Genomic DNA, 24,473 nt, shown 5'->3' on the forward strand with positions numbered 1-24,473 from the left:
ATCCAGGCGGTATCAGGGTGGCCTTTTCTTTGGTTGCTTTCTTTTGGCCGAGCAAAAGAAAGCAACTCGGCTGTCGGTCCGAGAACCGACTTTAAATTGGGTTCGCGTAGCGTTTCGTTAATTTACGCCTCAGTTTGAATCGCGCCCTTTGAAATTTTGAAATCGCAATATTTGACTTTTTGAACGGCGTACTTTGGAGTAACAATCATGAGCGAACAGATTACTAACGAATTAGTCAATGGCCGCCGATTCCCGATCGGGGCAGAGCGCGTGCCTGAAAAAGGCATGCATTTTCGAGTCTGGGCGCCCGAAAGAAAGACCGTGAAACTGGTCATGAATACTCCGGGTGAAGAGCGTGACCCTCCCCGTCCTCAGACCGAAATCGAACTGCAAAGCGAAGGCAACGGTTATTTTTCGGTCATTGTGCAAGAGGCTTGTGCAGGAAGCTTGTACCGCTACCTGCTGGACGATGACCCGCAACCATACCCTGATCCTGCTTCGCGTTTTCAACCCCAGGGTCCGCACGGACCCTCGCAAGTAATCGATGCCTTAACGTTCGACTGGACGGACGCCACCTGGCCGGGAATCGCAGCCCAAGGCCAGGTCATTTACGAGATGCATATCGGCACGTTTACGCATGAAGGCAATTGGTTCGCAGCGGCCAAGGAACTGCCCGAGCTGGCGGCATTGGGCGTGACGATGTTGGAGATCATGCCGGTGGCCGACTTTCCGGGCCGGTTTGGCTGGGGTTACGACGGCGTCAATTTGTTCGCGCCGACACGGCTTTACGGAACCCCGGACGAATTTCGCTATTTCGTTGACCAGGCGCATGCCGTGGGTCTCGGCGTGATTCTGGATGTGGTATTCAATCATTTGGGCCCGGATGGCAATTATCTATCGAAGTTCTCCAGCGATTACATTTCCGCCCGCTATCAGTCAGACTGGGGCGATGCACTGAATTTTGACGGGCCGCACTCAGATGCAGTGCGTGAGTATGTGCTCGCCAATAGTGAGTATTGGATTAAAGAGTTCCACCTTGACGGCCTGCGGCTTGATGCAACCCAGCAAATCTTCGACAGCTCCGCTGAACATATTATTGCCGCCATCGTGCAGGCAGCGCGTCGCGCCGGGGCGCCGCGCAAGACCTTTATCGTCGGCGAGAATGAGCCGCAGGATGCAAAATTGTTTTTGCCTCTCGAATATGGAGGCTTCGGCCTGGACGCGTTATGGAACGACGATTTCCACCATACCGCGATGGTCGCGATGACAGGGCGAGCGGATGCTTACTATAGCGACTACCGGGGTGTCGCTCAGGAATTTATATCCACGTTCAAGCGAGGTTTCTTGTATCAAGGTCAATGGTACTCGTGGCAAAACAAAACACGCGGAACCCCAGGTCTGCACATGCCGCCAGGCAAATTCGTCAACTTCATCCAAAATCACGATCAATTGGCCAATTCCGGCAGTGGCAAACGTGTACACACAATGACCAGTCCTAACCGCTACCGGGCTTTGACAACCCTGTTTTTATTGGCTCCGCAGACACCCATGTTGTTTCAAGGCCAGGAGTTTGCCGCCACCAGTCCGTTCTTTTATTTTGCCGACCACAAAGATGAAATCGCCCATTTGGTGGCGCGAGGACGCTCCGGTTTTCTGGCCCAATTTCGTGCCTTGGCAACTCCCGAAATGCAGGCCCGGCTGCCGGATCCGGGCGACCCGCAAACCTTTACCGCTTCAAAACTGGACTTGAATGACCGCAACCAGCATCAGGAAGAATATGCCTTGCACCGCGATTTATTAAGCTTGCGCCGTAACGATCCGGTGTTTCAGGCCAGCGAGCATAGCCACCGTATCGATGGCGCAGTGTTAAGCCAGGACGCATGGTTGATACGTTTTTTCGGAGAAAGTCCGGGTGACGATCGGCTTTTATTGGTTAACCTGAGCCGGGATCTTCATCTGGTTCCGGCGCCGGAACCGTTATTGGCCCCGCCGAAGGACTGTGTTTGGGATGCCATATGGTTCAGCGACGATCCTCGTTACGGTGGTATGGGCATGCCGCCCTGGCCCACGAAAGGCAATTGGTATCTTCAGGGCGAATCCGCTGTGGTGCTACGGCCGATTAAGCAGGCAAAGGAGAGCGTGGATCATGAACAGTGATATGGTTATTCGAACCCATTGGACTGGGGATCTTGCTGAACAGGAAGCGTTGCTAACACGCGAATGGTTAGTCACGAATGGTCTGGGCGGCTATGCCTCCGGAACCATATCAGGCGTACCCACCCGCCGTTTTCATAGCCTACTAACCGCCGCGCTTCCCGACCCTCGAGGCCGCTACGTGATGCTTAATCAACTCAGTGAGATGGTTCGGTTTCCCGATGGCAGCAGCCAGAAAATAGGCGGCATCGAATTGGCGGGCGGAGCGCTTGATCTATACGGCATGTCCAGTCTGCGCGAATTTCGCCTGGAATCCGGCTTGCCGATATGGCGCTATGAACTGGCAGACCATGTGATTGAAAAATCGATCATGATGCCTTATATGAGCAATACGGTTCTGGTGAGGTATCGCCTGGTTTCAGGTACAGGGCCGTTACGGCTCAAAATTCGCCTAGCCGTGCATTTTCGTCGCCATGAGGCTTCTTTGGCGGAAGGCTTTCCGATTGATTCCTACGATCTTAAAGCCTCTGCCGGGCGCCTTGAAATTCATGGGCATTTAATTCCGCCCTTACGGCTTTATGTCGATGGCGAAAACCCGGCATTCACGATTGAAACCAAACGCTTCAGCGATATTCTTTACCGTGTAGAAGGACAAAGAGGCTACGAGGCCCAGGGTAATCTGTGGAGCCCCGGTTATTTTCGAGTTGATCTGGCTGTCGGCAAAGATGTCACCTTGATCGCTTCTGCGGAAAGCCGGGAAAGCACTTTGGCGCTGACGCCAGAGGAAACCTTTCAGACCGAACTGGAACGGCGTCGAGGTTTGCTGGCGGCGGCGCGTCCGGAATTGGTTAAAGGCTTGGCCAGGCAGCTGGTACTGGCGGCCGATCAGTTTATTATCGCGCCGGTCGAACGGGGTACCGAAACGCCTCGCATCTGTGCAACCGGCGGCGATGTGCGCACCATCATTGCCGGTTACCACTGGTTTACCGATTGGGGACGGGACACCATGATCAGCCTCGAAGGCCTGACGCTGATGACAGGACGGCATATCGAGGCGGGACATATCCTGCGTACTTTTGCCCATCATCTGCGTGACGGCCTGATTCCCAACCTGTTCCCGGAAGGTGAAAGCGAGGGCGTCTATTACACCGCCGATGCGACGCTGTGGTTTTTCCATGCGCTGGATCGTTATATCGAGCATACCGGCGACCGGGCTTTGCTCAAGGAATTGCTGCCCAAGCTGTTGAATGTTATCGAACATCATATTCGGGGTACTCGCTTCGGCATCCATTGCGATCCTGCCGACGGTCTGCTGGTCCAGGGCGATCCGCGTTACGCGTTGACCTGGATGGACGCCAAATTAGGCGATTGGGTCGTTACCCCGCGTCGCGGCAAGGCGGTTGAAATCAATGCCTTGTGGTACAACGCGCTACGCCTGCTGGAAAAATGGATGCGGGAGGAAAACTCAGGCCCAGGCGTGAGTGAGTTTGCAACGCTAGCCGATTTCACCCGGCTTAGCTTTAATCAACGCTTTTGGAATGCCCAGACTGAGCATTTGTATGATGTGGTCGACGGTGAAAACGCTGAAAACGACCCGGCATGTCGGCCTAATCAAGTGTTTGCTTTATCGCTAGCCCATCCGGTATTGGAGCAGGCGCATTGGCAATCCGTATTTCAGACTATCAAAGACCGGCTGTTGACGCCGGTGGGGCTTAGGACATTGTCCCCGGATCATCCCGATTATAAATCCCATTACCATGGCGACCTGCGCGCCCGGGATGCCTCTTATCATCAAGGTACGGTCTGGCCCTGGCTGCTGGGACCCTACATTGATGCCTGGTTACGCGTTTATCCCGACCAGCGCAAAGATGCGCGCGACTTTCTGGATAAATTATTGGAGAGACATTTGCATGAGGCCTGTATTGGCTCCGTCAGCGAAGTTTTCGATGCCGAAGGTTTATTCGCCCCGCGAGGCTGTATCGCTCAGGCTTGGAGCGTAGCGGAGATCCTTCGCGTCTGGGTGAAGGCCGCGGAAAACCAGGATGGTTAATTAAAATTGGTTAGATGGGAGACTGGTTCCAGTCGCTTGATATTAAGCGGTCAGATATAGCAGTTACCTTTTTTGTTGGCCGCTGCCGCTGCAACTTTTCTTGGTTAAAAATCGCAGACATAAAAAAGCCCACGTGAAGTGGGCCTCGTCCGGTGTTATTTTTATGTTTTGTTGGACGCCTACCTTCAGTGACAGCAGGTTAATGGCTTGCGCTCTTATTATTGTTGTACCGCATACACGGTCGCTTCCCCCCTCAATAGATACGAAGCTTGCAGCTCGTATTGACCTAAGTCAAGGTGGGCGCATTCTATTGAATTAAAGGTTCTGTGTCCAGAAAAAGTGTGACAATTTGTCGCATAGAAATTTTATGGAATTCGCCGAATTTTTAGATTCAATGATGTCGGCATACAAGTTCTGTATCTTCAGATTTGATAACTGCAGGCGTCAGTATAAGATTTGGTCCCCTATAAAAGATTCTTTGGTAGCAGGTATTGATCTGGGTCAAAAAAGTTGTAAGCTTTGACTGACAGATGTTTGCCGATATATTTCTGTGTATTGATTGATTTACTTACAACGGGGGCTATATGTATGTAATTATCAAAAACTTACTGCCAAGTGTTTCAATAGATGATCTTGAGGAATTTGTTATTCCAGCCGCAAAAGGACGCTTTTTTCAAAGAAAAGGCGCTATAAAGTCACTAAAAATTATCGAGCTCGTTTGTGCTAAAAGTGGAGTTTCTGTTGAGCGACATGGTTTAGTGATAGTCGATTCTGATGCGATAAAAAAGCGTCTGATAAAGTCGCTTAATGGTCAGTCGATTAGCAATGTCAAGCAGTCTGTTGGCGAGTATGTAATCAGGCATTGGAGTGTCGATAGTCGGTCCAGTGGCTTACCGTTCAAGCGGCCAACTCTTGATCGTAGAAAGTCTGATCGTCGTAGGTCTGGCTTAAATATGATTGCGGTGAGCCAAAAATCATATTCAATTCCAGCCTCACGGTCATTACCTACTCAAGTATCCAAACAAGCTCATAGGGTGATATGGGGATAATTGGTCTATGTTTTTATCAGGCAAAGGCCTTCCTTTGCATATTGAGGTGGCCCGGGAAAGTTGAACAGCCGGTTAAGTGTAAGGCCTGCTACTCTTGAATGTCCGAAAGGAAGATGAAACGGAGCAGAAGACGACTAACTAATCTTGAAGAAAACACTCACCGGCTTTCAGCGTCAGGTGGCATTGCCTGGCGATAAAAACCTGGCACAGCCAACCCAGGAATTTGAAATCTATCGTCGTCATCAGATAGCGACTGGAAACGATAGCTGGTGCAGCGAACTGCTGGAGTATTTGGCAAACCGGGCGAATCCGCTCAACCTCTGGTGATTTGCAAGCCCAGCATGCCAAAACCGGTCACTGACGCTGGAATATGATGTGGTGCCTGAAGGAGCATAATTTCTGCCGCGGACATCGGATGTTGGTAAGCGCCGTTTCGTCTCCCTAGTGGATTTCGCTGCCTTCGGACTTGGCCCGCGCCGCGACGGCGGGATAACTTCTAAGGAACCATTTTTCTAAAAACACCGTTACGTTTCGGATGGTTTGGTCTTAGTTTAATCCGTTGCATACAATAGTAAATAACGAAATTTAAACGGAGCTTATTTCAGCCAAGGAAGTAATGTTCAAATGCCTTTCGTTGGTATTTAACGGCATATAGGTTATTCATTGTTCTTGCTGGCTCAATCGCCATATTTTTATCGCCGATATCACCAGAATGCTCGCTAACAACGGTGATAGGGTCGTGATGGTGACAAGAGTTAACAATTGGCCGCCGAGAAAGGCGCCGGCTATCGATCCGATTGCCATCAACACGATAAAACGTCGTTGCCGACCCAATACCGAAAAACTTTGATGGCGGCTATAGCGGCCGAAACCTGCCAACATGGTCGGCAGGCTAACCGCCAGCGATAGACTACCGGCGATTTTGATATCAACACCAAACAGCAAGACGATAGTCGGGATTAGCAATTCGCCGCCGGCCACGCCCAGTAGCGCGGCGACGATGCCGATGCCATAACCGGCAACACAACCGGCCGCCGTTTGTTGCCAGCCTGTCAACCAGGCCGAGGCCGCCGAGGCGCCGTGACTGCTTAGCAAAGCGGCGGCTATGCCCAGCAAGGCTAGAGAGATGGTCCGATATAACAATTTGGAATTCAGCCGGCTAGCCCAGCCCGCGCCATGCCAGGCGCCGATCAGGCTGCCGGATAGCAGGGTGGCTATCACGCCGACGTGAGCCGCCAGCTCGCGCCATGGCACGCCGGAGTTACGGAACGGCAGCGCGGCGGCGACAACGACCAGACTCATCGCCTTATTCAGAATCACCGCTTCCAGTGCGCCGAATCTAAACAGGCCGATCAGCAAGGGCAAACGAAATTCGGCGCCGCCCAGCCCGATCAATCCGCCTAGCGTGCCTATCGCCGCGCCGCCGGCGAAGATAGAGAAATGGCGTGGTTTTTCTAGGGAGCGCATGGTGTGGCCTGTTTTGAAAGAATGATTAACCGCATCCTGGTGTGCCGTTTTTGACATCGGACACGCTGCATTTGCCGAAGCCGACGACTTGCGTATCGAGGATGGCGACTTTTGCGGATTTTTTAGCGGATGTTTCAGAGTTATTGGAATCCTGGTCTGCGGCGGACACGTCGGCGGCCGTTTTCGCCGCCGCTGTTGCGGCGGCATCGCCGGCGGCCGTTGGACTGCCGACCGGCGTCGGCGGGGGCGGTGCGGGATTCGCAATTTGGATATTATCGATGCCTCTCACCGGGCCGGGCAGGATAACTTTGCCGCCGCCGATACCGGCTTCGCCGGCATCGACATAGCCGTTTGGCGCCAGCAAATACACATTGCCGATCCGGTCGCTGTTATATCCGGACTGGGCGCGAATGCCACTGCCCGATACCGTGGCCGGAAATATCACTACCAGATTGCCGTTGGCATCCAGGCGGACTTTAGGGCGCGGCGTGGCAATCGCCGATTTGGCGCCGCGGCCGGCATCGATATTGCCTGCCGACGACCAAATCGTGATGTCGCCTGCATCCAGGGTAAATATGCGGGACTGATTGACCAGCAAATCGCCCTTGACCAGAATGTTAACGTTGCCTTCACGCTGTGCCACCACGCCCAGTTCATTGGCGTTTTTCTGCCCGGTAAACGCCGAGGCCAGGCCGACGTTGATCATGCCGCCAGGCGCCAGCAGATCGATGTCGCCACCATATAGAGTCTGGATGCGGCTGAAGAATAGCTTAATGTCGCCGGCCGGACTATCCGGAAACAATCGGGCGATGGCATCATAGCCACGCCGGTAGGCGGCTGCCTTTGCCGAATCCGGCAAGGCCACGGCAGTCTCGGCGGTGGCTCGAATTTCCGTAAATAAAATATCCAGAGCGAGCGCCAGACGGCCGGCCGTCGTGGTTTGTCGGTTCAGTTCCGCCAAACGGTCGGCGTAGGCGCCGTTGCCGACGTAGAAATTCAGTAAATCTTCCAATGGCCGGGTATCGCGCTGCAAACGGTTACCGGCCAGCACGACGATGTCGGCGCCGGTTTGCGGTAAGGCCGAGTTCAGCAGCGGGCCGACCGTGGTAATCCCTTCGGAGCTACCCAGATCGATGTCGCGACCGGCCCAGACATTCAATAAACCGGGGCCGGCCAGTTGGATGCCGCCGGCCGAGCCCTGAACCGCGCCGGTGGTGGGATCTCGCAAGATCGGAAACACAACGTCGCGACCGACGCTGATGCTGCTGACGTCATCGGCATTGATGTTCTGGATCATCAGTCCCAGATTGAACAAATCCAGTCCGGCTGAGATTTCGCTGGCCTTGGCGGCCGCCACCAAGGCATCGCCGATACCGACGATGCTGCCGTTGGCCGAGACGATGCGGTTGCGTCGGGTGTCGTAACGATGCACCGGTTGAGCGGCATGCACGGTGGATTCGTCGCCGCCGAAAGGCGTGGTGTACAGATACTGGGTAGCTCCAAGCGCGCTAGTGGCTGGCTGCATGGCCGATAGCAAGCGGGCCGGGTCGACATCCAGCTGATTGACGCGGGTGCCGCCGTTGTCGTTGCCTATATTGATGTCGTCAGCCGCCAGCAATTCCAGGCTGCCATCGGCCGTCGGATAAAGCGTCATGGAATTGGCGATGCTCAGGCCGCCGCTCAGCGCCTGTGCCGTCAGATCGCCCGGATATAAAGTCAACAACGGATAATCGGTGCTTTTCAATACCGCGCGGCCCTTGGGCGACGCCTGGTCGAAGATTTTGTAAGACTGAGCAATCGGCTGCACGTCGTTATTCAGGATCGCGTCGCCGGCCAGCGTTTGCAAGCTGATGGCGCTGCCTTGGCTGTAACTGGTGAAATAAGAAGTTTTGTCCAGAAATTTGCTGGGTGCGACCGAAAAAGGATTCAGCACCGTGCCGACTTCGATACCGTTGCCGGCCTGGACCTGGAATTGGGCATCGCCCAGCGCGAAAACCGGACCGGCGCTGTACTGGCTGCCGCCCTTGATCGCGCCGCCGGCCTGGATCTCGGCTTTGCCTTTGTCGACGTAAAATACCCCGCCAGCGATGTCGCCGCCAGCGCGCACCTCCAGATCGCCGCCGCCCAGACGTTGCCAGACGTTTTCGGTGATTGTGCCGTTGGCCGCTTGGCCGACCGGTTTGGCCGAGGTCGGCAGCATCACCGACAGATTTTGAATATCGTCGCCGGCCTTGATGCGGACACTACCGCCACCCAAGGCGCCCAGGTTTTCCCTAAAGCCGAATTTCAGGTTTTGCAGCTTGGCGTTGCTGCTGTTTTGCACGACCAGACCGTCGAACATAATGCCCCAAGCAGTGGCTCTATCCTTACTGGTGATACCGTCGCTGCTATCCCAGTTACCCGTGCGTTGCAGCCAGTCGGACATAAACTGCGGGCTGGCGGTGCCGACGATGTTACCGCCGGCATTGAGACTGATATCGCCGCCGTCGAACGGATAATCCACAAAAAAGGCGGCGGCGACCAATGCGTTGCTGAAACTGCCCCAGCGTTGGTCGGTGCTGGCATGGCCAGCCGTGTAAATGGTCGAAGTCGAATCGCTCAGTACGATATCGCCGGCCGCGGCAACATCGATATTGCCGGTACCGGTGCGGACGCTGGTGTTGGCGGCCACGGTGAGCGAGCCCGCGGCGGACGATTGCACGGCGAGCGGATCGGCGCTGCTTAGGTCGGCGCCGGCGACCAATTGGTAATTCCAAGACTGGCCGGTCTGCAACACCAGGGTGCGCAGCCAGTTGCCGCTGACGCCCAACAAACCGGCCAGCTGTTTAGAGTCGTACAAGGCAAAGCCGTCGCTGAGCGTTTGGCCAACCATCAAGTCGCCGACCGCTCGCAGGCTGAGTACGCCGACGCTGTCGTTATCAAAATGCCAGCTTTGGCCCTGCCGATCCGGAAAAGCCAAGTCCCAGCCATTGTGGGAGATCAGGCTGCCGTTGATTTTGGTCGGATTGTATTTGACGCTGGCCGAGCCCGAATTGGGGTATATCCGCACGAACAGGGTGCGGAAGGTTGCGGACTGCGGATTGGCATCGAAATAATAGGTGCCGTCCACGGTCAGCGAACTGCTGGCCGCCTCGGTCAGTTTGTGGACCACGCCGTTGCCGCCGATTTGATGCAAGGCATTGATCGCGCCCGCGACATCGTTGAGCCGGGTTTTCCAGATCGAGCTGGTTTGCTGAGTCCAGGCGAGTTTATTGGCGGATTCGCTCAGATCCAGCGTCAAATCGCCGCTGCTGAGGATACTGATGCCCGGTTGCAGTTGAAAACCGCCCAGCCGGCCTTGCAAGCCGCTGTTTTCAGCGGCGGCTTGCAGATAAGTCTGAGTTTCGCCGCGCCATTGTTGGATTTGGGCATTGCCGAGCGGCGTATCTCGATACTGGGCCATCGCGGTGACTTTCATCGTCTCGGCGCCGTGCACGCTGCCGTCGGCTATCGATACCGCCGCGTCGTCGCTGCCGATCCGGTTGACGACGGCTTCGACGCTGCCGCCCTTGCCAGCCTGGCCGCCAGATACATCGAGCGTAGCGCCGGCGGCGACCGTCACGCCCTGGTTACCGTCGCCGTCGGCATCCAGCGAGGTCAGTATCGCCGAGCCGCCGGTCTTGCCGGCACCGGTGGACACCGCCCGGAGTTTGGCGCCGGACAGCACATCGACGCTATCCCCGGCCGACAAGCGAATGATCCCTGCCTGCTCGCCGCCGGCATCCAGCTCGCCCAGCAGCGTCAGCTTGCCGCTATCGACGCTGAGAGCAATGCTTGAGGCCTTGACGGTGTCGCCGGCGGCGACGGTCAGATCGCCGCTCCGGTGACGGATGCTCAGATTGCCGCTAAAGCCGCCGCGATACAGATACGCATTCAATGCCGAGAAATCGGCCGGCGAGGCCGTGTTGGCATCCAGACTAAAATCGCCACCCACGGCGCCCTGGTAGCCCTTGCCCAGCAAATCCCCGGCTAGGGTCAAATTCCCCGCCGCCGCGGACAGCGATAGCCCGCCGGCGTCGCCGCCCCAATGGCTGCCGGACACATCCAATAATGAGCCGGCTGCCAGCGTCAGTTCGCCGGCCGAGGATTTCAGAAAAATACTGCCGCCGCCGGTATACACATGTTGGCCGGCCAGATCGACATCGCGCCCCGAGGTATCGATGCCGCCGGATACCCGCATATCGCCGGCGGCATTCAATTTAACGATGCCGGCGGCCAATTCGATGCGGCCGCCGTGATCGATGCGATTGGCATTGATACTGAGTCTGGCGCCCAAAGCGTCCTGGGGCGCGGCGTTACCGGAGGCCAGCGTGGTCAGGTTATGCGTGCCCAGGTTCAAGGTGGTGTCGGCGCCAGCCGTGGCGGTCCAAACCGGCGCGGTGAGTGTGACATCGCTATCGGCGTTAATGGTGCCGGTGCCGCTGTCGACGATGGCGCTTAGGCCGGTCAACGCCACTCTTTCGAAGCCCGACCAGGCATAATCGCCGGCCCCCAGAATCAAGGTGTTGGCGGTTAGATTCAGCAGACCGCTGCCGTCGGCGGTCGAGGCGGCGGGTGGATTGCCGCGATTGGTCAGGGTAAGGCGATCAGCGGAGATTGCGGCAAGTTGGCCGGCGCTGCCGTGGCCGCGGACGCCGGAGGCGTTCAGCGTCAGGTCTTTTAATTGCAGATTCAGCGCGCCGGCGATGTCGATAGCGCCGTCGCTATTCAATACCAATTTATCGGCACGTAGGCTGTTGAGGGTTGCCTCGGACAGGATCAGGCCACCGCCGGCGCTAGCGTCGCCCAGCGCGATTCGGCTGGAACTCAGCGCCAGTTCGCCTTGGCTCATATCGATATTGCCCGAGAACAGGCTGTCCTTGCTGGCGTCCAGCAGTATCGAACCGGCGCTGGACAGCGTAGCGCCCACGGCGATGTCCAGCGTGCCGGTCAGGCCGGTCAAGGCCTCGGCGGCGCGCTGAATGTCGGCCTGAGCGCCGGCCGAGACTCTGAGCAGGGCGCCGTCGCTGCTGGCATCGGCGTTGACGATTTCGAGATCGGTGTCGGTGCGGCTCAGGCTGCCCTCGGCGACGATAGCGGCGCCGCCGGCCATGGATACTTTGTCGCTGGCCGCCAGCAGGATTTCCGGCGCCCGCAAATAGGTATCGGCGCCGATGGAAACCGTTTGCGCGCCAACCGTTAGTTGGGTGTGGCTATTGCTACGGCTGCGCCTACCGCCCAGCAGCAGACTATCGACGCTTAGCCGATTCAGTTCGCTGGCCAGCAATACCACCGTATCCGTGTCCTGAATGGCGCTGCGATTGTTGACGACAGCCAGTCGGTTGGCGGCAATGTCGAGCATGCCGCCCTGGCCGCCGACCACGGCGGTGGCGCTGATTTGCGCGGCCAGTTGCAGACTTTGTCCAGCCAGCAGGCTCAGGTTGCCGGCGTCTTGCGGTAGGTTGGCCGAGTGTTCGGCGAAGAAGCTGGCGGCCGTGGTTTCCTGGTATTCGGAGCGGGTACGGGCGAGGGTACCCGATTCGACCGCAAATCCGGACCAGCGGCTGTCGCCCGCGCTGGTACCGGCCGTATAGCGATAACCGGCGACAATAGTTGCGCCGTCGTTGCGTAGCGTGGTGGTGCCGGCCGCCATATCGGCCGTGCCGGTTTGCGGGGTGATCAGGTAGGCGCCGGGCAGCAAGGCATAATGGGCTGGCAGCAGCGTGTAGAAACCGGCCGCCAGGCCGGCGGCGGCACCAAGGTACACGCTGTCGCCCGGCGTCAGACCGGATTTGGCGAATTCCAGCGGGTCGTAGGCGGCGTAATCGGCCTGATAAGCGGGCAGGATGGCGAAGGCGCTGTCGGTATCCAAAACGTCGGCACTCCCGCCAGGGCCGGCGATAAATTCGAATGCCGACAAATCGCCGCCGCCGTTCAGATTGACTACCGCACTGGCGGCCAGGTCGATGTCCGGCCCGGACAAGACGATGGATTTTTCCGGGCTACCGGTTTGGATGTTGCTGTAGTTGCCCAGTGGATAGATCCAGTCCAGGCCGCCCTGGGTGCGGCCGAACGGAATCAGTAGGCCGTCGTCGTCGCTGACCGAGGTGATGCTGCCGCTTGCCAGTGTCAATGCCTTGCCGGCATTCAGTTCTATGCCGCCAAAGGGCGCCAGCAGTACGCCATGGCTGACGATGTTGGGGGCGTCGATCCGCAAATGTCCCGCCGCCGACAGCGGCGTCGCCCAGTCGGCATTCGCCGGCAGGATTTCGATCAGGCCATCCGGATTGAGGCTGGCATCCAGCGTCAGGCTGTAGCGGCTGAAGGTAGTCGGGTAGATTTGCCGGGCGCTCAGGCTTAAATCGCCCGCTAGCGACAGATTGCCGAGCAAGTCCGCTTCGCCGTTCGGGCGGATGCCTGTCATACGGATGTCGCCGGTGCTATTTAGCCGGGTTTGCCCGAAGCCGGCGATTTTGCTGGCGCCGACTAGATCGATTAGCCGGGCGTCGACGCTGAGAACGGCGTCGGGATCTGTGGCGTATAGATCGCTGTGGGCGGCGCGGTTCCAGCTAGACCCCAGACTGAAGGTATTGCTGTGCAACTGCACAAGTCCGTCGCCGGAAATTAGCGGTGCGTCCAGTTGCAAATAATGGCTCAGCGTCAGATTGAGATTGCCGTCGAAGCGGATTTCGCCACGTTCGGGTTGAGTGGGAGTGTCCGAATATTGATCCGGCTCTATCATCGCCGCCGTCAGCGTCAACGAACCAAAGCCGCCTTGTTCGATCTGTTGGTTCGAAATATAAGCTTGACCGTTCAATGCGTTGGGGATGCCATGGGCGGCCATTAGCTCGACATCGGCCAGATTCGGCCAGTCGGAACCGATATGAATGACGCGGTTGCCGGTGGTGAAGATCTGATCTTCGGGTTCGCCGCGATGTTGGGCGTTAAGTGTCAGGTTCAGGCTGCCGCCCGACACGCTCCAACCTGGACCGGCGGCACTGCTGCCCAGGCCGGCTTTGGCGAGCAACTGGCCTTGCAGTACCATGCCTTCGGCGGCGGTCAGCGTAATCGCGCCGCCGGCGGACGCGAGGGTTTGCCGACTTAGCCCCTTGGCGTTGACAATATCTACGCTCGCTTGTCCGCCGGAAACGTCGATGCTGCTACCGGCTGCGGCCAGGATATAGCCGCGCTCGGCGCTCATCTCTATCGTGCCGCCGGCCAACACCTCGCCCAGCGCCAGGCCTTGAGAATTGGTTTTCCAAACCGTGGTGCCGGCGGCGTTCAGCCGGGCGTTACCGCCCAACACAATGGCCTGATTCGGGTTATAGCCTTTGTCCAGCGCGCTGGGCGGCGTAGTCAGTTGCAAGGCTATCGTGCCGGCCGGCGCGGTCAGCGAGCCGTCGATGCGGATGTTGGCGTCGGATGTTAACGAGAAAACAGCGCGGGGATCGCCGACGACGGCGACATGGTCGGCGATCGTGATCGCCCGTTCGGCCAGGTAGCCGCCGGCTATTGCGGCATTGTGTGCCAGATTCAGGCTTAGACCGACCGCCTGGCGCATGTCATCCGGCAATACCGTTAACGACACCAACTGGCTGAGATCGCTACCGCTGACGGCCTGGGCTGCGGCGGATTTCAATTGCCAGTTGCTTTGCCGCAAGCGGATGGAGGTGCCGGCGGCGATGCTCAAATTGCCGGCGTTGGCGGTCAGGCGGTAGCTGCCGAATCCGCCGGACTGCAATAGCGCTGCAGGCAGATTGAGCGTGGATGGGTCGGTAGCTGTGCTAGTACCGATCTGGACGGTGTTGGCGGTCAGGCTCAGGGCGCCGCCATATTGCAAGGCATAGGAGGACAGCGATGCGCCGAGATCGAAACGGCTGGGCTCCAAGCCGGCGCTGATCAAACGAATGTCGCCGCCGTTACCGCCGGTAGCCTGGAGTTTGCCGTTCAGCGCGGCGCCGCCGTTGGCACTGATTTTCGCGCCGCTGTCCAGCAACAAATCACCCTGGGCTTGCAGCACGATATCGCCGCCGTCTATCGTCAAGGGTTTTAAGATTTGCGCCCTTTGGCTGTCGCTTAGGTCGTTGATCCAGCTGCCGCTGCTGTCGACGCTACTTCCGGCCGTTAGATGAATTCGGCCGTTCAGGTCGCGGGTCGGGTCCAGTCCGCGTCGGGTTTTCAACTCAATGCTGCCGGCCGGCGCGGTGATTCGGCCTTGCACCTCTATTTCCCCGGCTTGCAGGTTGAGACTGCCAGCCGCAGCCAGGTTTAAGTGCGCGTCTTGCGGGAGCGTCAGTTTGCCGCCGCTAGTGATGGCCAGGCGATTGACGCCTTGGGCGAATAAGGCATTACTCAAATAGATGGGTACAGCGGAGGAAATCGAATCGCCGCTGCCGGCCGTGAATACGATGTCTTGCTGAGCTTGGTTAGACCAGGCCGTGTCTATGCTCAACGTGCCGCCTTTGCTCATGGAATTGGCCGTACGCTGGTAGAGACTGTTGACGGTATTGGCGTTTAGGTTGCCGGACAAGTTCAGGTCGCGGGTACGGATATTCAAACCGCCGGCATTGCCGCCTTGGACATACTCGCTCTGGTAGTAGCTATTGCTAACGATCTGCTGGTAAGTAAGATTGGGATCGGCCGAGGCCATATCGTAGAGCCGGCCGTGCGAAAGCAGTTTGGTCGTCGTCACTTTGCCGGCCAGATAATGTAGCGAGCCGCCGGACAGATCGATCTCGGCGCCGCGGTCGACCTGCACCAAGCCTTCGGAAGCCAGATTGACGGTGCCAGCGTCGATGTTGCGTTCTTCGATACCGTGTTGAACTTTTTCCAGCGCACCGGAAATATCGGCCAGTTTGGTGCCGGTACGGGTATCCACCTTAACGGTTTTGCCGTGCAGGATGCCGGCTTTCTGAATCGGCGCATCGCGCAGTTCGTAGTTGCGTAGTTCCACGTCCACGATATTGGCGGACATTGGCATGGTTACGTTCTTGACGCCGGAAACGTCGATTTTACTGCCGTTCTCCAGCAGGATGCGGCTGGCATTGTCGGCCGATGTGCCTTGCAGCGGCCGGCTTGGCGCGCTGCTGGCCCTGAGGTTGACGTTGCCGCCGTGGGCGACGATCCGCGCGCCGGCCTTCATTCGTATTTGACCGGCTTCCAAATCAATTTGCGATTTTGGTTGAACCTGGCCCTTGACGGCGCTGCCGGCGTCCAAGGTCACCGTGGTCAGGCTGCCCGATTCCAGCGTCACGCTGGCTTGAGTGCCCAAGCCGTCGTCGGCGGCGCTGGCTCTGGATGTGCTGACCGGTTTCAGCCGGTACCCGTCGCCGCTGGCTTCCAATTGCGCGCCTTCGCGGGCCAGCAGCCGGACGCTGCCGTTCAATGCCACCGAGGTGCTGGCCGAGACGATGCCTTGTTGCGACACCGCGAACCCCATCAGCGTGGTGTTGCCGCGCTCGGTCAAAACCTTGCCGACGTTTTTGACGTCGCCGCCGGTTTGTACTTCCACTAACAAGCCGCGCAGATTGTCGTCGTCGGTCTCTTGCAAATACACCTTGTCGGTGGCTGCCGCCAGGATCACCTGACCGTCCGGCGCGCTGATCGTCCCCTGATTTTCCACTTGTGGCGCGGCCATGATTATTCGGCCGCCGTTTGCGGCGGCGATGCGGGCGTCACGTTCCACCAATATCCGAATCTTTTCGCGATTGCCGTTGCCGGTGTTGCGGTACACCGTGCCGTCGCCGGCCAATGCGGCCACCGGCTCCTGGTTGTTGGCACTGGCATTGGCGTCCACGATTTTGCCGATGCCTTGCGCGAACACCGCGTCGTCAATCTTCAGATTGGTGGCTACCAGCGAATTGGTGTTGACCGAGGAGCCGTTGCCGAATACGAAACCGTTGGCGTTGACCAAATACACCTGACCATTGGCGCTGAGGTTCCCGTAAATCTTGCTGGCATCGAGTTGATGGATGTTGTTCAGCGCCACCGACGAACTGGCGGGTTGCTCGAATTGCACGCTCTTGCCGGGGTCGATGTCAAATTTCTGCCAATCCAAAATGGTTTTATCGGTGGCTTGCCGGATAGTCAATTTTTGACCGTCGGCGCTGTAGCTGGCTGAGGCATGGCCAACATCGACACCGGGATGCAGTGCCGGAGCGGTTAGGTCGGGTATGGCCGTCCCGGCACTGGCGCCGGCGTTAATCGATACCGGTAGCCCGTTATCGGCCAAGGTATCGGTGGCGCCGGACATGGCAAATACGCCGCCGGTCAAGATGCGGCGTATGGATAGTCCGAGCAATTTTTTTGGGGCGATAAACGGGCTGCGCTGTTTGTTCATCCTGTCTGACCGAAACGCTTTGATGTTTTTATATATTTGCTTGTTTATATCGAATATGCAACAGCCGATACGAGTCTCGAGCGAGAGATGCCGGAAAAAAAGCCCGTGAATCATTGTAAATCCAGCGAATACGCTGAATTAGTCGCGATAATTTCCTTATATGAAATAAGTTATTTGCCTAATTAGATTTGACCGAGTTCGCATTTTTAGAATACGTTATAGCCGTCAGGACATAACGAAGACCGATCACTCCTGACCGAGAGGGCTGTATTCGGTACGGATAGATTGATGCCGGCACGACTTTGCGGCCATGGGTAGGTAACGGGACTACGGTCTCATCATATTTGACGAGGTAATTTATGAAAACGGTAAAGCGGCAAGGTTATCAATGGGCGGCAGCTATTTGTGTCGTGGCTAGTATCAACACCGCGCAGGCGGCGATCAACAATGGAGGATTGGCGATTCAGGCTCTGGGTAGCGGTTCGGCGGGTGAAATGTTTCTGAACGTATGGGACCAGGCGGCAGCAACTTCATACAGTATCGATCTAGGCACCACGGTTGAAAGCTTTCTGGCTGGCAAGCAAGCATCTACTTCCTGGAATTTGGATCAACGTTTTGTGGACTGGGCATCGCTTACCAGCGATCCGCTGACCTTCAATGTAGCTGGCAATAACTCTTATGTCGGGGTCAACGACGCGGACTTTGGTGTCTTGATGAGCCGCAGAACGGGGTCTTCCGCGCCGGGTGGTATCGCGATGACCACACTCGCAACCTGGGGTAACAAGGTCATGGCTAGAGCCAATGCCTTGAACATCAACCAGGATGCACAAAACGGTGATGCATCCAATACAGACTTTCCTTTGAATTTGAGCGAAGTGACAACCAACAACATATCGTCTTATTTCAACAACACTTGGGGCGCATCGATGAATATCGCGGGTTGGGTTGGCAGTGCGGTGGTCAGGAATGGTGAAACACCTGACCAGACAGTGAATTTTTTCTTCGTCCATTCTCCCGGTGGCGCAGTTGCCGGAGGTACCCCAGCCGTTTTCGATAAGCTGGGCGGCTTTTTGAGTCTGGATGTCGCCAACGCCAAACTGAACTGGACTTCCACTGCAGCACCGGTGCCCGTTCCTGGTGCTGTCTGGTTGTTTTTGAGCGGTATGTTGGCTGTTTTAAGAGTTCAAAAACGCTCCGGCTTCTCCTCGGCAGTTTGATTGACTACTACTTTTTGGAGCATTTATGTTTATTTCTTTATCGCGCAAATTGGCAGCCGCCGGCTTGCTGATGGCCGCCGTCAGCAATGTCTGGGCGCTGACACCGGCCGCCGGTGCCCCGCAGTTGACGCTTTATATTCCGGGTTCGCAATCCAACGATCCGGCTTTCGGCTTCATGATCAACGGTCTCACACCGACCAATGCCTTGTGTCTGGATGACCCGACACCTAGTGGCGCCGGCACTACCGCGCATGTCTATTTTTATACCGCCAGTACCGCCGATAAAGCGACCAACGACAATTATTCGGCGATTTATTGCAATACAGACGACACCAAGATACCCGGCTTGACCGGCGGCACCGGTGCGCACCATACCACCCGCTTATGGATTTCCCGGCGTAGGCTAGGTGCTTCTTATGTCGGTTTGGATGCTGTCGCCAATGGCACTTTACTGACTTATCTGAAAGACCCAACTGCGGCGGTATGCAGTGCCTTCAACGGTTCTTATTCGTCTAGCGGCGCCACCTATCAATGGAACTATTCCTGTACCACTGCTACGGCCGGCATAGCGGCAACTGCCGCGACATCTGACGTAACGCCGGATGTGTTTCGGGGTACGGACAATGTCACGCCCGGCAAACCGGAAATTGATGCCACCACGCTAGACAATAAATATGCCTTGGGCGGCCATATCATCGGTACGCCGGTGACCTTGAAATTACGTAATGCTTTGCAGTACGCGCAAATCCAGAATGGTTCCTTGCCCGCCAGTTGTACGGTAGGTAACGAAAGCGCGGCTTGCGTCCCCAGTTTGTCCAAGGAAATACTGGTCAGTTTGTTTTCCGGACAGATTCCCGATTGGAGTACGTTCAGGGTGAAAGTCGGCAGTGTCGAAAAAACCTTGCCGGAGGTGGTTGCCGATGGCGTCACGGCGGGTGTGGCCGGGCTCTCCAATCCCCTGGATACCGCGGTGCATATTTGCCGCCGCGAAAATGGCGCAGGCCAGCAGGTGGCCTTGCTGGCTAGCGTGATGCAAAGCCCTTGTCTAGGTGAATCCTCGCCTAACTTGGCTCAACCGGGCGGATTTGCCGATGTGCAATATGCCACCAGTTTGGGCGCGGTGGAAAAATGTCTGGGCGACTATAACGACGGCACTAACGGCTGGTTCGGCACCAGCAATCCGGCGCCGTTTCCCAATCCGCCTGCTACCGGTGTTCCGCACGGCAACCAATGGGCGATCAGTATTCAAACGACCGAACGTAATGCGGGCAATACCGCTAAATACCGCTTCATTAAAATCAACGGTGCGCTGCCGACCGGCGAGCAAGTTTATCTGGGTCATTATCCCTTGGTTGGCGAGTACGCGATTTCCTGGAAAAACAATGTGAACGGTAACCAGGACAGCGCATTGAATGCCTTGGTGGCATATAGCAGTCTGCCCAGCACGATTGCCTCTCGCAACGGTACTTTGAGTAATCATAGCTGGGGTCAGGCCGGTTACATTGCGCTGAGCGCGAACGGCCATGCGCCGCCGGCCACTTGGGATCCGGCCAACCCAGTGACGCCGTTCACACGTTCCCTGAGTGGCACTCCCGATGCCTGCGCGGTCCCTGTCGTCAATCCGGACTTCGGCAGCGTGGAACTGCGTTAGGGATATTAACGCGGCGATCGCAACGATAGATTCGGAAATTCAAGTTGATTCCATAAGGATTTGGCGGGCTTGAATGGCACGAGGATGTGCACCTTTCTTCGATAGGCAGGTTTGCGAGACCTGCCAACCAGTTTCATGCCGCCGAGCACAGGATGTCGGGGCGGTTGTCGGAGCTATCGAAAATACCAGATAGCGTTAACAAGCAACACTTCAAGCTGTTGCCATAGGATTTGGCTGGCTTGAACGGCACAAGGACGTGCCGCCTTCCGCCGATATGCGTGGTTTGACCAGATCGCTATCGGCAATTGTTCATTTAACCCAAGGCGTCTCATTGATGTTGGACACTAAAATTTTTCTTAGCCGCGCGGCTGCTTTGGTCTGGCTGTCGCTAGCCATATTACTCGCCAATCCAGTCTTCGCGGCGATTCCATCAAGCCAGTTTAGTCTGGGCGGCTATCTTAACGCTGGCAGCCCCGCCAGTTTCGACCTGGCCGCCTTGCAAAGCTATGCAGAGGCCAATCCCGGCGCCCAGAAAACCGTTACCTTGAGCAATGGCGATGTTTACACCGGCGTATCGCTGAGCGGTTTTCTCGGTAGTTATTTAAAGACCGATCCTACCGTACCGAAGAACGACATCTTGCGCGATTATGTGGTCGCCACCGGTACGGACGGTTATAAGGCAGTATTTTCGTTGGCGGAAATGAATGCCTCCTTTGGCAATCATAACGACATCCTTGCCTATAAACTCAACGGCGCGGATTTGACCAGCAACGGCTTCGCCCGCATCGTGTCGCCCGATGACGTCAAAGCTGGGCGTTGGGTATCGAATCTGTCCAGTCTGCACGTCGGCCATGTCGACTACACACCCGCCGCCTCCGGCGTGTCGGGACAATTTACCGTCAATGGCGCGGTCGCCAATGCCGCGACTTACGGCCTGACCAGCCTGGCGGCCGCGCTGCCGGCGCAGACCGTCACTGTGAATACGCCACCGCTGACTGGATCGTCGTTTACCGGCGTATCGCTTTGGGATTTAGTAAATCTGTCCGGCATTAATGCTAATCCCGCCGTCAAAAACGACATTCTCGGTAAATACGTAGTTGCTACCGGCAGCGACGGCTATCAGGCGGTGTTTGCGCTGGGCGAACTGAATCCCAATTTCGGCAATATCTCGGTACTGGTGGCCTATGCCGACGGCTTAGGCAATTCGCTAGGTAACAAAGGTTTTGCCGAATTGGTGGTGCCGGGCGATGTCGCCAAGGGCGGCCGTTATGTTTCCAATCTGACCAGTCTGACCGTGGTCAGCGTGGCGTCGGTTCCTTTGCCGGCTAGCGCTATTTTCATGCTCAGCGGTTTGTTTGCGTTCGGTTTCAATAGTTACCGTAATCGTTTACATGGAACAGCCCGATAACATTTAAAGGAGAGCGGCTCCTGAAAATATCCGACGAGGATGTAAAGCCGTTTCGCTGTTCGATCTTGATGGCCTTACCCATCCGTACCAGATTCACTATAACTCAAGAGAAATATGATGCGAGCCATACCCAAAATACTGATGTTTAGCAGCCTTGTTCTGAGCTCGATCGTCCATGCCGATAAACTCAAAGCGGAGACTATCGACAAACTGGGCGAAAAACTGTTTTTCGACCCGGATCTTTCTAAACCCAGCGGCCAGAGTTGCTCCACCTGTCATAGTCCGGCGGCCGGATTCGCCGATCCGAACAAGGCCCTCCCGGTGTCAAGAGGCGTTCTCAAGGACCGCTTAGGTAGCAGAAACGCGATGACCACGGCCTACACGGCTTACACCCCGCCGCTCCATTTCGATCCAACCGTGCGTCCGGCCTTCCCGCAGGGCGGGTATGTGGGTGGCTTGTTCTGGGACGGTCGGTCGCAGACGGGAACGCTGGAAGAACAGGCGAAACAGCCTTTCCTGAACCCGTTGGAGATGCATAACCAGGACAAGTCAGACGTGGTGCGTTCCGTCCGCCGCTCGTCCTACGCCCATCTTTTCCGCAAGGTATTCGGGCCGCAATCCCTAAACGATGTCGATACGGCCTTTCAGCATATCGCCGAAGCTTTGGCGGCTTATGAACGCTCGGACGATATGAATCGGTTCAGCGCCAAATACGACTACTTCCTGGCCGGCCTGGCTACGCTGACGCCCGCGGAAGAAAGGGGCCGGCTTCTGTTCATGGGCAAGGCGCGCTGTTCCAACTGTCATACGCCCAAGGGTGGGCCGGACGGCAGACCGCTGTTTACCAGCTTCGGTTTTCAAAACCTGGGCGTACCGAAAAATCCCGAAAACCCCTACTACGACCTCCCGCCGGAGCTGAATCCAGATGGGGCGGATTTTGTCGATGTCGGTTTGGGCGCGGTGGTTAACGATCCGCTGCAAAGAGGTAAATTCAAGATTCCGACGCTGCGCAACGTAGAGGTCACTGCCCCTTACATGCATAACGGCGTGTTCAAGACGCTGCACGAAGTGGTGATGTTCGACAACACCCGCGACGTCGCCAGTTGGCCGCCCGCCGAGGTGCCGGAAACCGTCCATCGCAACGCTCAGTTGTTGCCAGGCACTTTAGGCCGGCTGGGTCTTAGCGCCCAGGAAGTCGACGACATCGTGACGTTTTTGACGACGCTGACCGACGGCTTCCGCCCGGAAACCAGCCCTGTTCCCCTTCCTTAGAACATTGGAATGGCAATTAAGGAACCGCGCTGAAAGGTGGGTAGGTAGCTTGGACTGGCTGCCTACCCTTTCCGAGGCACTTGGTATGATTTTCCCAGTATTGGTTTTCGTCCTGTTGAGAAAACTTGAAGGAGGTTTATTAGTGAATAACACTTGCACCATCAATCCTGCATTGCGCGCTCGCTTTGCATGCCTTTGCCAATTGATGGCATCGGCACTGTTAAGTCATCCTGCTTCGGCCGAAGATCTTGCCAGACAGGCGGAAGTCGCCCGTCGCGGCGCCGAAGTGACGCCGATTTCCCTGGCCCGGACTCAGCATCAATTTCTAAAGACAGCCGACGGCGGCGTGCAGCGGATCGTTGCCCGCGACGATATGGATCTGGAGCAGGTTTGGTCGATTCGCCGCCATTTGGAGGAACTGGCACAACGTTTCGGGCGTGGCGACTTTTCCGCCCCGGCCTTCATTCATGGCGCCGATATGCCGGGCTTGGCGCAGTTGCGCGCTGCCTACCAGGCCAATTACAGATCGGTTATACAGCCGAGGCGGGAGGCGCCAGCCTAAGCTTCCGAACCAAGCACGCAGCGCTGTTCAATGCGGTGCATGAATGGGATGGCATGGCATGGCATGGATAGGGACTGAGCCGAGGTTTTAGTCATCGCTGGAAGCGCAGGGCATGTTGTACCTATGTTGTGTTAATTCAAAATCAGAAGTGTGTAAAAGCTAAACCGATCGTGAGGTCGGGGCGGAAAACTGCGGGTCTGAGGGTTCGATACATCACGATAGCCGGATTGCCACTTTAATTAATTAAGGAGATTTAAATGAAAGTCGTTAAATATGCACGCTGGGCCTTCGCCCTGTTGTTACCGCTGGCAGCCACCACGGGTAACGCTGTGGCCGATGCGGTGCCATACTCATATAACGCCACTGGCGTCGGCGCGCCAAGCTGGCCTTTGTTCCTGGATGTCAACGAAACGATCAAGATCGAGAGAAAAGGTTCTGGCTCAAGCACTTATTGGCAATTGAAAGGCACCGGTTCCACTGCTTCATTCTGGGGCGATGTGGACAATTATGTTAATTTGGGTAGCGATAGCGTGAAATATCAGGCTAACTTCAACTCGGCCGGCAAATTGATCACATCAATCGGTTCTACGAGCTTGAGCAACTATTTGGAAATCAAGGGCAGCCTGCCTGCCGGCACCTTTGGCAACACCTCATGGTCCGCGCAACCCGAGCAATTGTTGCTGAGCGCCAAACTACTGGATATCAACCCTGACAACAATACTCCCGACTATGTCGGCACCTATGGCGGTTTCGCTGTGGGTTTCAAAACTAAATTCACCGGTGGCTGGGCTGCGAATAACCCTGGTTTGACCGGCGGTTCTACTGGCGAAAACCTCTGGTTGGCGGGTCTGAGCAACGGCTTTTTAGATCTGGTCAACGCATTGGATGGTAATAACGGCAACGGCTCATTTAGCTCCTTGATCGGCTCATCCAAAACCATTAAAAATGTCGTATCCGTCGCTTCCGTTCCCGTCCCTGGCGCGGTTTGGCTGTTCGGTACTGGTCTGTTAGGCCTGCTGGCTGGCCGGCGCAAAGCCGCTGGCTCAAGGCAACCGCTGCGAAACCTTGGAAACGAAGCGCTAGCGAGTGAAGGTTGAGTAGTCCCTGGAAGCCGCAGCGCCGGGCGGTTTTTCGACTAGAAAAACTGCAAGGCATCGCGAAACGGCGTGGAGTCATGCGAGAGCCAAGGCTTTGATCCCCTGGTTGGGTCAAAGCCGAGGTGACGCGGACGGCCAGGGCCGCCGCAGGCAATCACCGTGACAGTGTAGGCGCGATTATTCACTCAG

Annotated in this window: 12 protein-coding genes and 1 riboswitch; of the genes, 10 read left to right on the top strand and 2 right to left on the bottom strand. The window is 56.7% G+C overall.

The genetic code is table 11. From position 1 onward, the window contains the following. Nucleotides 1-207 precede the first annotated feature (207 nt). From treZ to QZJ86_RS08245, 4 genes are all read left to right on the top strand, one after another. Nucleotides 208-2,157, top strand: coding sequence for a malto-oligosyltrehalose trehalohydrolase (gene treZ, locus QZJ86_RS08230; RefSeq protein WP_301938048.1), 1,950 nt, complete (start codon nt 208-210; stop codon nt 2,155-2,157). Beyond that, complete coding sequence (locus tag QZJ86_RS08235) at nt 2,147-4,204, top strand: amylo-alpha-1,6-glucosidase (RefSeq protein ID WP_301938050.1); 2,058 nt, start codon at nt 2,147-2,149, stop codon at nt 4,202-4,204. The genes treZ and QZJ86_RS08235 overlap by 11 nt, the downstream gene beginning before the upstream one ends. 584 nt (nt 4,205-4,788) lie before the next feature. Then, entirely contained in the window at nt 4,789-5,253 is a 465-nt protein-coding gene (locus QZJ86_RS08240; RefSeq protein ID WP_301938052.1) for a hypothetical protein, read from the top strand. A 144-nt stretch (nt 5,254-5,397) separates the two neighbouring features. Continuing rightward, nucleotides 5,398-5,580: a hypothetical protein gene (locus QZJ86_RS08245; protein ID WP_301939085.1), complete on the top strand. Its 183-nt coding sequence runs from the start codon at nt 5,398-5,400 to the stop codon at nt 5,578-5,580. A gap of 333 nt (nt 5,581-5,913) precedes the next feature. On the opposite strand, the gene QZJ86_RS08255 is transcribed toward QZJ86_RS08245, so the two are convergent. After that, nucleotides 5,914-6,720 (bottom strand): sulfite exporter TauE/SafE family protein, encoded by an 807-nt coding sequence (locus QZJ86_RS08255; RefSeq protein ID WP_301938053.1) that lies wholly within the window; start codon nt 6,718-6,720, stop codon nt 5,914-5,916. Nucleotides 6,721-6,745: 25 nt separating this feature from the next. Next, the gene (locus tag QZJ86_RS08260; RefSeq protein WP_301938055.1) at nt 6,746-17,077 is read right to left on the bottom strand and encodes a filamentous haemagglutinin family protein; all 10,332 of its coding nucleotides are present in this window, start codon (nt 17,075-17,077) and stop codon (nt 6,746-6,748) included. Nucleotides 17,078-17,436: 359 nt separating this feature from the next. Between QZJ86_RS08260 and QZJ86_RS08265 the strand changes: the two genes are divergently transcribed. The 6 genes from QZJ86_RS08265 (at nt 17,437) to QZJ86_RS08290 (ending at nt 24,284) form a co-directional block, all read left to right on the top strand. Then, nucleotides 17,437-18,294 carry a hypothetical protein gene (locus QZJ86_RS08265; RefSeq protein ID WP_301938057.1) on the top strand — a complete coding sequence of 286 codons (858 nt, stop codon included), beginning with the start codon at nt 17,437-17,439 and terminating at the stop codon, nt 18,292-18,294. 25 nt (nt 18,295-18,319) lie between these two features. Continuing rightward, entirely contained in the window at nt 18,320-19,945 is a 1,626-nt protein-coding gene (locus QZJ86_RS08270) for a hypothetical protein (protein ID WP_301938059.1), read from the top strand. A gap of 334 nt (nt 19,946-20,279) precedes the next feature. Continuing rightward, nucleotides 20,280-21,353, top strand: a complete 1,074-nt coding sequence (locus QZJ86_RS08275; protein WP_301938061.1) for a molybdopterin-binding protein — start codon at nt 20,280-20,282, stop codon at nt 21,351-21,353. A gap of 114 nt (nt 21,354-21,467) precedes the next feature. Next, a complete protein-coding gene (locus tag QZJ86_RS08280) occupies nt 21,468-22,625 on the top strand; it encodes a cytochrome-c peroxidase (RefSeq protein ID WP_301938063.1) in 1,158 nt (385 codons plus the stop codon). 142 nt (nt 22,626-22,767) lie between these two features. Next, nucleotides 22,768-23,187 (top strand): hypothetical protein, encoded by a 420-nt coding sequence (locus tag QZJ86_RS08285; RefSeq protein WP_301938065.1) that lies wholly within the window; start codon nt 22,768-22,770, stop codon nt 23,185-23,187. 148 nt (nt 23,188-23,335) lie between these two features. Then, nucleotides 23,336-23,422: riboswitch (cyclic di-GMP riboswitch) on the top strand. Between the two features lie 22 nt (nt 23,423-23,444). After that, the gene (locus QZJ86_RS08290; RefSeq protein ID WP_301938066.1) at nt 23,445-24,284 is read left to right on the top strand and encodes a PEP-CTERM sorting domain-containing protein; all 840 of its coding nucleotides are present in this window, start codon (nt 23,445-23,447) and stop codon (nt 24,282-24,284) included. Nucleotides 24,285-24,473: the final 189 nt, after the last annotated feature.

The sequence above is a fragment of the Methylomonas montana genome, from assembly GCF_030490285.1.
GTDB classification, from domain to species: Bacteria; Pseudomonadota; Gammaproteobacteria; order Methylococcales; family Methylomonadaceae; genus Methylomonas; species Methylomonas montana.

What these genes read in the sequence shown, in the direction of transcription:
- treZ (WP_301938048.1), top strand. Translation starts at nt 208, where the DNA reads ATGAGCGAACAGATTACTAACGAATTAGTCAATGGCCGCCGATTCCCG.
- QZJ86_RS08235 (WP_301938050.1), top strand. Translation starts at nt 2,147, where the DNA reads ATGAACAGTGATATGGTTATTCGAACCCATTGGACTGGGGATCTTGCT.
- QZJ86_RS08240 (WP_301938052.1), top strand. Translation starts at nt 4,789, where the DNA reads ATGTATGTAATTATCAAAAACTTACTGCCAAGTGTTTCAATAGATGAT.
- QZJ86_RS08255 (WP_301938053.1), bottom strand. Translation starts at nt 6,720, where the DNA reads ATGCGCTCCCTAGAAAAACCACGCCATTTCTCTATCTTCGCCGGCGGC.
- QZJ86_RS08260 (WP_301938055.1), bottom strand. Translation starts at nt 17,077, where the DNA reads ATGAACAAACAGCGCAGCCCGTTTATCGCCCCAAAAAAATTGCTCGGA.
- QZJ86_RS08265 (WP_301938057.1), top strand. Translation starts at nt 17,437, where the DNA reads ATGAAAACGGTAAAGCGGCAAGGTTATCAATGGGCGGCAGCTATTTGT.
- QZJ86_RS08270 (WP_301938059.1), top strand. Translation starts at nt 18,320, where the DNA reads ATGTTTATTTCTTTATCGCGCAAATTGGCAGCCGCCGGCTTGCTGATG.
- QZJ86_RS08275 (WP_301938061.1), top strand. Translation starts at nt 20,280, where the DNA reads ATGTTGGACACTAAAATTTTTCTTAGCCGCGCGGCTGCTTTGGTCTGG.
- QZJ86_RS08280 (WP_301938063.1), top strand. Translation starts at nt 21,468, where the DNA reads ATGATGCGAGCCATACCCAAAATACTGATGTTTAGCAGCCTTGTTCTG.
- QZJ86_RS08290 (WP_301938066.1), top strand. Translation starts at nt 23,445, where the DNA reads ATGAAAGTCGTTAAATATGCACGCTGGGCCTTCGCCCTGTTGTTACCG.